We start from the raw sequence: 257 nt of genomic DNA on the forward strand, positions 1-257 counted from the left end.
GGTACAAGAAGAAAAGAGTACGAAAGATCAGTTAAATCTGAATCCAAAAGTACTGGAATATGGAAGTAAATTAGCAGAAATTCAGGACTTTGCAATTCGTGATAAGTCCGGAATGGTTACGAATGTGATTGAAAAGGGAGAAGAATTTTCCGTGGATATGAAGATTCATTTTCATGAAACGATCCAGGAACCGATTTTTGCTTTCACGATCAAAGATCTGAAAGGAACGGAGATCACCGGAACCAATACGATGTATG

At 37.7% G+C, this 257-nt stretch carries 1 protein-coding gene; it reads left to right on the plus strand.

The genetic code is table 11. The features are described from left to right. Positions 1 to 257 (plus strand): Wzt carbohydrate-binding domain-containing protein (locus tag AC2FA3_RS15350; protein WP_490510339.1); only part of this gene is annotated, 257 nt, incomplete at both ends.

The sequence above is a fragment of the Janibacter sp. CoH_79_TC_3 genome (assembly GCF_058197955.1).